This window comes from Bacillus sp. NPDC060175, assembly GCF_042728695.1.
Classification (GTDB): Bacteria; Bacillota; Bacilli; order Bacillales; family Bacillaceae_G; genus Bacillus_A.
On record NZ_JBHWYR010000042.1, the window covers coordinates 38,552 to 47,079 of the forward strand.

10 protein-coding genes are annotated in these 8,528 nt (G+C 33.7%); 9 read left to right on the forward strand and 1 reads right to left on the reverse strand.

Annotation, left to right across the window (positions count from 1 at the left end; translation table 11 throughout):
* Positions 1–167 precede the first annotated feature (167 nt).
* Positions 168–1,376 (forward strand): macrolide family glycosyltransferase, encoded by a 1,209-nt coding sequence (locus tag ACFWDE_RS19805; protein ID WP_377894162.1) that lies wholly within the window; start codon positions 168–170, stop codon positions 1,374–1,376.
* 183 nt (positions 1,377–1,559) lie between these two features.
* Positions 1,560–2,417 carry a YitT family protein gene (locus ACFWDE_RS19810; RefSeq protein ID WP_000732301.1) on the forward strand — a complete coding sequence of 286 codons (858 nt, stop codon included), beginning with the start codon at positions 1,560–1,562 and terminating at the stop codon, positions 2,415–2,417.
* A 46-nt stretch (positions 2,418–2,463) separates the two neighbouring features.
* On the opposite strand, the gene pdxR is transcribed toward ACFWDE_RS19810, so the two are convergent.
* Complete coding sequence (gene pdxR, locus ACFWDE_RS19815; RefSeq protein WP_377894164.1) at positions 2,464–3,864, reverse strand: MocR-like pyridoxine biosynthesis transcription factor PdxR; 1,401 nt, start codon at positions 3,862–3,864, stop codon at positions 2,464–2,466.
* A 131-nt stretch (positions 3,865–3,995) separates the two neighbouring features.
* Here pdxR and ACFWDE_RS19820 point away from each other — a divergent pair, with 131 nt between their 5' ends.
* The 7 genes from ACFWDE_RS19820 (at position 3,996) to ACFWDE_RS19850 (ending at position 8,353) form a co-directional block, all read left to right on the forward strand.
* Entirely contained in the window at positions 3,996–4,418 is a 423-nt protein-coding gene (locus tag ACFWDE_RS19820; protein WP_377894165.1) for a GNAT family N-acetyltransferase, read from the forward strand.
* 150 nt (positions 4,419–4,568) lie between these two features.
* Entirely contained in the window at positions 4,569–5,696 is a 1,128-nt protein-coding gene (locus ACFWDE_RS19825) for a metallophosphoesterase (RefSeq protein WP_377894167.1), read from the forward strand.
* Between the two features lie 231 nt (positions 5,697–5,927).
* Positions 5,928–6,494 carry a GNAT family N-acetyltransferase gene (locus tag ACFWDE_RS19830; protein ID WP_377894168.1) on the forward strand — a complete coding sequence of 189 codons (567 nt, stop codon included), beginning with the start codon at positions 5,928–5,930 and terminating at the stop codon, positions 6,492–6,494.
* Between the two features lie 6 nt (positions 6,495–6,500).
* Complete coding sequence (locus tag ACFWDE_RS19835; protein WP_377894169.1) at positions 6,501–7,061, forward strand: 2'-5' RNA ligase family protein; 561 nt, start codon at positions 6,501–6,503, stop codon at positions 7,059–7,061.
* Positions 7,058–7,543 (forward strand): GNAT family N-acetyltransferase, encoded by a 486-nt coding sequence (locus tag ACFWDE_RS19840; RefSeq protein ID WP_002200736.1) that lies wholly within the window; start codon positions 7,058–7,060, stop codon positions 7,541–7,543. The genes ACFWDE_RS19835 and ACFWDE_RS19840 overlap by 4 nt, the downstream gene beginning before the upstream one ends.
* A 12-nt stretch (positions 7,544–7,555) precedes the next feature.
* The gene (locus tag ACFWDE_RS19845) at positions 7,556–7,921 is read left to right on the forward strand and encodes a cupin (RefSeq protein ID WP_377894171.1); all 366 of its coding nucleotides are present in this window, start codon (positions 7,556–7,558) and stop codon (positions 7,919–7,921) included.
* 3 nt (positions 7,922–7,924) lie between these two features.
* Positions 7,925–8,353, forward strand: coding sequence for a GNAT family N-acetyltransferase (locus ACFWDE_RS19850; RefSeq protein WP_377894173.1), 429 nt, complete (start codon positions 7,925–7,927; stop codon positions 8,351–8,353).
* Positions 8,354–8,528 lie beyond the last annotated feature (175 nt).

Here is an 8,528-nt window from a genome sequence, read left to right on the forward strand (position 1 = left end):
CATTTATAAGCTTTTGTAATCGTAATAGTGCGGGATATAGAAAATATTTCTCAATAATAAAATGAAGAGAAACATATGAAGAAGTAGAATAGATTCCTTTATAATAGATTTAAATTAATTAACTTGATTAATTATTAAGTTTTGTTAGATGGAAAGGAGAGAATGTTATGGCGAACGTACTCGTAATAAATTTTCCTGGAGAAGGCCATATTAATCCGACGCTAGCAGTTGTTAGTGAGCTAATTCGGCGCGGGGAAACAGTTGTGTCATATTGTATTGAAGATTACAGAAAAAAGGTTGAAGCAACAGGTGCTGAATTTCGGGCATTTGAAAATTTTCTCTCTCAAATTAATATTATGGAACGAGTAAATGAAGGTGGTAGTCCTTTAACGATGTTATCTCATATGATAAAAGCATCAGAACGTATTGTTACTCAAATTGTAGAAGAAACAAAAGAAGAAAAGTACGATTATTTAATATATGATAATCATTTTCCAGTAGGACGTATTATAGCGAATATCTCACAATTACCAAGCGTTTCTTCTTGTACGACTTTTGCTTTTAATCAGTACATTACTTTTAATGATGAGCAAGAATCGAGACAAATAGATGAAACTGATCCACTATACCAATCTTGTGTAGTGGGAATGGAAAAATGGAAAGAGCAGTATGGAATGAAATGTAATAGTCTGTATGATATTATGAATCATCCTGGCGATATTACGATTGTATACACTTCCAAAGAATATCAGCCACATTCGGATGTATTTGATGAATCGTATAAATTTGTTGGTCCATCAATTGCTACTCGAAAAGAAGTGGGCAGTTTTCCTATTGAAGATTTAAAAGATGAAAAAGTGATTTTCATTTCTATGGGAACAGTTTTTAATGAACAACCTGCCCTGTATGAAAAATGTTTTGAAGCATTTAAAGATGTAGATGCGACGGTCGTATTAGTCGTTGGTAAAAAGATAAATATAAATCAATTTGAAAACATTCCGAATAACTTTAAGTTGTATAATTATGTGCCACAATTAGAAGTTTTACAACATACTGATGTATTCGTGACACATGGAGGTATGAATAGTTCGAGTGAAGCGTTATATTACGGTGTTCCGTTAGTTGTAATTCCGGTAACAGGAGATCAGCCATTAGTTGCGAAACGATTAAATGAAGTAGGGGCAGGCATAAGACTTAATCGTAACGAATTAACTTCTGAATTGTTACGTGAAACTGTAAAGAAAGTAATGTGTGATGTGACGTTTAAGGAAAATAGTCGTACGGTTGGAAAGTCGCTTCGAAATGGTGGTGGGTATCAAAGAGCGGTTGAGGAAATATTTAAATTAAAAATGAAGCCGTTTTCAAAGCTTAAGTAGATGTTAAAAACACACTTACTACTTTTAATCTGTAAGTGTGTTTCTTGTATTAGCCTTTAAATAAATTACATAAAAACCACTGTAATGGTGAAACTTTTGTGTATATAAACCGGTATCTTTGTATTAGTAGAAAAATTACGGTAAAATAATACTAAGAAAATATATAAGTTTTGGGGGTAATGAATGAAAAAATTATTCGAATACGTATTATTAACAATTGGATCTATTATTGTAGCTGGTTCACTGGAACTTATTTTAGCCCCTAATGGATTAGTAGATGGTGGAGTAACTGCGATTGCTATTATGGCAAATAAAGTTGCAGGATTACCGCTTTACGGAGTTTTTTTAGGACTTAATATTCCTATTTTACTATTTACTGCAAAAGTAATGGGAAAGAAGTTTTTTATCCGTACATCCTATGCAAATGTTGTTACAACACTTGGATTGATCTATTTAAAGCCATTTCCAGCTATTACGACTTCAGAATTATTAATTGTACTTTATGGAGGAGTACTATTTGGTGTTGGTGTTGGAATCGTTGTAAAAATGGGCGGAGCAATTGATGGATCAGAAATGTTAGCTGTTTGGATGAACAAGCATTTTAAAGTACCAATTAGTACATTTTTACTTGCTGTAAATGCAGTTATCTTTGTATTTGTTGCTATTTTATTTTCAATTGAGCAAGCGATGTTCTCATTAGCAATTTTCTATATTGTTACGAAGATGATTGATTTCATATTAGACGGTATTAATCAAGGAAAGAGCGTCATGATTATTTCGAATAAAAATAAAGAAATTGGCGAACTGCTTATGAAAGAATTACAACTGTCTGTTACGTATCTACATGGAGAAGGTGGTTTTTTAGGAGAGCACCAGAGAATTATTTATTGTATTACAAACCGTTTCATTTATCCGAAAATGAAAGATCTCGTTCTCTCTGTAGATCCAAGTGCTATAATTGAAGCTTCTTATTCAACAGAAACAACTGGTGTAAAGCGTCCAGGAAGGACAGCGAGATCAGGGCAAGTATCAGAAAAATAGTGAATAAAAATAACTCCACGTAAGTATAACTTGCGTGGAGTTATTTTTAGTTAGGGAACCAGACTCTTTTCAGTAATTTGACAACAGTTTCGATACAATCTTCTGGAATACTGCCGAAACCGAGTAATACATACGACGCCTCGCTTAAATTATGAACAGAATCGTATGTTGAGAGAGGGTACAACTTAATGCGTTGTTTCGCAGCGGCATGAATAAGTTCTTGTTCGTTCATCCCATTATGAACGTGAAGTACGATATGAAGTCCTGATTGTTCGCCGAGTATTTGAACACGAGATTCCATTTCATTTTTGATAGATTTAACTAGTAATGTATGCTTTCTTTTATATAACGTACGACTACGGTTTAAATGACGCTCCCAATCACCATTGTGAATAAAGGTTGCAAAAGCGAGTTGCTGTATTGTGGAAACAGTTTGTTTAAATTTACCTTCAAGTTCTTTATAGATTTTTAATAGATGAGGTGGTAAAACGATATACCCCATTCGCAAAGAAGGTAAAAAGGATTTCGAGAAAGTTCCCATATAAATAACGCGTTCATTTGAATCTAGTCCCTGTAAAGAGGGGATAGGTTTTCCTACATAACGAAATTCCCCGTCGTAATCATCTTCAATAATATATCCTCCGCAATCATTGGCCCATCTTAATAATTCGAGCCTTCTAGATAATGGCATAATCATTCCAAGAGGAAATTGGTGTGATGGAGTGACGTATGCTACATTGGAATGTGATTCACGTAAAGCTGAAATACGAATCCCTTTATCGTCTAATGAAATAGGGTGAACAGGAAGATCAGCACTTTGAATCATAGCAGTTATACGGTGAAATCCAGGATTTTCGATTCCGTATTCTTTTTTTGAACCAAGAAGTTGAAGTAGTAGCCAAAGAAGAGGCTGCGTACCGGCTCCGATAATAATTTGATCAGGTGAAGAATGTACCCCGCGGGCATGATATAAATATTTTGAAATATGCTCTCGTAGAACGAACTCACCTTGAGGATCTTCTTTAGCAAATAATTCATTTTCATACTGGAATAAAGTTTCTTGTAATGCTCTTTTCCAGTTTGTAATTGGAAAAGCTTTTTGATCAATCAGCCCTTGGCTACAATCATAGTCATATTGTTCTTTTTTTATATTGTTAGCGCTGTTTGACACAACTTGTTGTTTATTTTGAATGACATCAATATCAACTTCTGCAACAAAAATCCCACGTCTCGGTTTACTTTCTACATAACCTTCAGCTAGTAATTGCTGATAAGCAGATTCAACAGTAATACGGCTAACATTAAGTTGTACCGCTAAATTTCTGTGAGAAGGAAGGCGTGTACCGGCAGGTAGTAATCCCAGAGAGATTTCTCGTTTCATATATTCGTAAATTAGTAAGTAAATTGGTGTTTTACTTTCTAATTGCAATGGGATAGTAAGATCCATTTTATGAATTCTCCTTTAAAAACTGGCCATATAAAAAATAATTGAACTGCCACTTAAGTAAGGGGCAGTTACTTCTTATAATAATGATATAACATTTAGAAAATTTTATAAATAGTAAGGAGAGAATCATAATGAATATTAGAGAAGTAGTAACAGAAGCTGATTTACATGATGTATTCCCCGTATTACAGCAATTACGAACGAAACTTTCAAGAGAAGAAGCAAGTTCTTTATTTCAAAAAATGAAAGACGAAAATTATAAACTACTCTCGTTACAGAATGAAGATGACGAAGTTGTTAGTCTAGCTGGTGTAGCAATTTGTACGAATTTCTATAATGAGAAACATGTTTTCGTATATGACCTTGTAACTGCGGAAGCTCACAGATCAAAAGGGTATGGTAAGGTTCTGCTGTCATATGTAGAAAAATGGGGGAAAGAAAAAGGGTGCAGTTCTATCGTTCTTACATCAGCGTTTCCAAGAGTTGATGCCCATCGTTTTTATGAAAGAGAAGGCTATGATAAGGTAAGCTATTCTTTTTATAAAGAGTTATAATACTAAGTAGGTTCTATGTGAGATAACATATAGAACCTACTTTTATTTAGAAGTATAAGATGAAGAGGGGTAATTGCTTATTTTGTCGAATAGTTTCTTTATAATTGAGACGATAAAATTGAATTTAAAGAAGGTTAGGGGAGTTTATACTTGGAAAAAATTCAGAAACTATTAATCCCAAAAGGTGTAAGAGTTATCGTAATATCTGATATTCATGGCGAATTAAATCTTTTAAAGGAATTATTACATAAAGTTAATTTTAAAGATGATGATTATTTAATTATAAATGGCGACCTTTGTGAGAAGGGGAACGATAGCATTGGCGTCGTAAACTATGTGATGGATCTAGTAGTTAGCAAGCCAAATGTTTATGTAGTTGAAGGGAATTGTGAAGTTGTAGTTGAAGCACTTGTAAATGAAAATCCTGCGCTAATAAATTATTTATGTACGCGAAAAAATACAATTTTTAATGAATGGCTAGGGCAATTGAACGTTACCATTAATGAAGAAAGTGACATTTGTGAAGTGAAAAACATATTGATGAGCCATTTTTCTAAAGAAATAATGTGGCTAACAGAATTGCCAACTGTTATTGAAACTGAAGACTATATCTTTGTACATGCAGGGCTTGAAGATAGAGAGGATTGGAAACAAACAGACAGGAAAAATGCGATAGCAATGCCAGAGTTTTTTAATAAGTCACACAGAGCGGATAAGTACGTAATTGTTGGACATTGGCCTGTTGTGAACTATTCCGAGGAGGCGCCGTCTAATAATCCGGTTATCGATAAGAATAAAAAAATTATCGCGATTGATGGTGGTAATGCGATTAAAGAAGCAGGTCAATTAAACGCATTTATCATTCAGAGGACACCTACAGGTGATACGTTTTCTTATACACATGTAGACTATTTTCCAGCGTATGCAGTATTGGCTGATTTTAATGCGAATTCAGTAATGCAGGGCGGGGTTACATATCCGCATTATTACATAGAGCCTGTGGAGAGAATGAAAGATTTTACTATATGTAAACAAATAGGAACAAATGAACTACTTTATGTGAAAAGCGAGTATATAAAGCAACTTGAATCAGGTGAGTATACAGTGAAAACGGATATTTCTTGCGCGCAAATCAATATTAGAAAAGGGGATACAGTTTCTTTAATTGATGGTAGCTGCATGGGATATGATTTAATAAAAAAAGATGGTGTAGAAGGCTGGATAGAGAAAGGGATTCTTCTTGAGATAGAAAAGAAGGGAAATAAAATATTTAGCTAAAATAGGAGGGATATAGCCTCCTATTTTTTATTAACTATGTTACGAGTTCGTACTTCATCTAAATTTTTCCGAAGTTCCGTTTCTAAATTAAACTCGAAAAAATTAGCGAACTTACATAAATAATTCGTATCTTATAACAAAATTATATAATATAGAGTAGAGGTTTGTTTTGATTTTTCAGAAAAAACATTATAATTATATATGAAATAAAGAGAGATGTAGGAGGAAATTATGCAAAACGTTATATTAAAGGGGAAAAAAGTTACGATTCGTACAATAGAAGAATCAGATATAAAAACATTATGGAGTATTGTATATAAAGAAGAAAACCCAGAATGGAAGAAATGGGATGCACCATACTTTCCAATTTCAATGCAAGAATACACGCCATATAAAGAAAATTCACAAAAACGTTTAAAAGAAGAACCGCTATCGAATTTAGTTGTCGAAAATGACGGTCAAATCATTGGGACAGTAGGTTTTTATTGGGAACATAAACCGACGCGTTGGTTAGAGATGGGAATCGTTATTTATGACCCAGCATACTGGAATGGTGGCTACGGTACAGAAGCATTAACACTATATAGAGATTTACTATTTGAAAATATGGAGATTGGTAGAGTAGGGCTCACAACTTGGTCTGGAAATGAACGAATGATGAAAGTAGCGGAAAAAATAGGAATGCGATTAGAAGGTAGAATGCGAAATTGTCGATATTATAACGGAACATACTATGATTCTATTCGAATGGGAATGATTCGTGAAGAATGGGAAGAGCTTTGTGTAACGAAGGGGTGAGGAAGCGTGTACGCTATTATTGCTACATTTGATAGAGTGTTTACTTATAAAATTAGAGAATTGCAAAGTGAATTAACGAATATAATCGGAACAAACCAACTAGCTGGAGTAGAACCCCATATTACATTGGCTGATTATAATGAGTTAGATGTTAATTTATATACGGAGAAATTAAAGGAGTTTGTAGCTTTTCAAGAGAACATTGCTGCTGGAACTTTTCCTTCTGTTGGAACTTTTCCTACTAACGGAACGATCTTTCTAGCACCGACCATTACCAATGAATTATTAAGATTTCATCATTCTTATCATGATTATTTCAAAACTTTTCATGATAATCCAAACTCATATTACGTACCAGAAAAATGGGTTCCGCATTGCACGATTGCTAATCAGTTAAATTCAAATCAGTTTTTAAGTGTAATGGAGTATATATATGAAAAATTTGATGTTACAACAGCTTCGATTGAGAAGTTAGAATTAATTAAAGTAAATTATGAAAATGGTTCTGCCGTTTCTTCTAGTATTTTAGCAGAGTGTAATTTAAAGAGAATGGAGACATCGAGATGACATATGTAATTAGAGAAATGAAGCAAGAAGATATTCATGCTGTACAAAACGTAGCGAAAATAGCTTGGCATGATACTTACGAAGGAATTATTCCGAGAGCGATTCAAGACAACTTTTTAAATGAAGCGTATTCCGATGAAAAAATGAAATATCGCCTTGAAAATACACATTTATTTGTTGCGGAAGAAGAGGGAGAAGTAATTGGCTTTGCAAATTTTTCACCAATTAGACTGCAAAACGAAGCAGAATTAGGTGCAATTTATTTGTTGCCAGATCAGCAAGGGAAAGGGATAGGGACAGCTTTGTTACAAAAAGGGATCACGACGTTAAAAGGGATTCGAAAAATGTACATTCATGTAGAAGCGGAAAATGAAAAAGGAAAACGATTTTATGAAGCAAAAGGTTTTGCGGCTTTAGAGCAATTTGAAGAAGATTTCGAAGGGCATATGCTGCAAACAGTGAGAATGGTTTTATACATATAAGGAGGATCAGAAATGAAAATTTTTGATTTCATTGAAAAAGTGGGAAAGCATATATCAGCATTTCAATCTAACTTTATAATGTCAAAAATATTAAAACATCAAGGGGATATACATATCGGTGCCATGCATTTACAAGAGAATGGAATCATCGGATATCATGAAGCAGTTGTATCTCAACTGCTTCTTATTGTGGACGGCGAAGGGTATGTATGCGGGGCAGATAAAGAAAAAGTGAAGGTAGAAGCTGGACAAGCTGTATTTTGGGAGAAGGGAGAGCTTCATGAAACGAGTACAGAACAGGGGTTAATGGCAATTGTTATGGAAGCGGAGAATCTTGAACAAGCGATATTAATGCCTATTAGTGATGGGGAGTTGTGAAAAATGATAGAAAAGGCAAATCAAGAAGATACAAAAGAAATATTACATTATGCAGCTCAATCGCTTTTTGAAGGAACGAGAGGGAATTGTCAGTTAAGTACAGAGAAAGCGATTGAAATAACAAAGCCAATAGTGGAAAAGGGAGCATATTATTTAGTCATTAAAGAAGAAAATAAAGTAATGGGATGGATATTAATAGGTGAAAATACTGATTATTTTTCTCGTGAAAAACTTGGATTTATATATGAACTGTACGTTTTCCCGGAATATCGCGGGAGAGGATTATCGCGAGAACTTATGGAGGCTGGTATTAAGGAATTGAAGGAGAAGTATTCAGAAATTCGTTTGAATGTATTTGCTGGAAATTTTGCAAAAGAGATGTACGAAGAATTTGGGTTCATTGAAAGACAAGTAATTATGACTTTGAAGTGAGAAAACGATTTTAAGTGGGCGAAGAAACAAGAAAAAGAAAATGAGTATGTAATTTGTAAAGGTTATATTCTGAATTTTGGGTAAAAAAGTTTTCTTTTTATTATAAAATAGAGGTAGAAACGCTTAGCAGTCCTTTTTTAAAAAAACAATAAATTTACATTATATAATATAATGT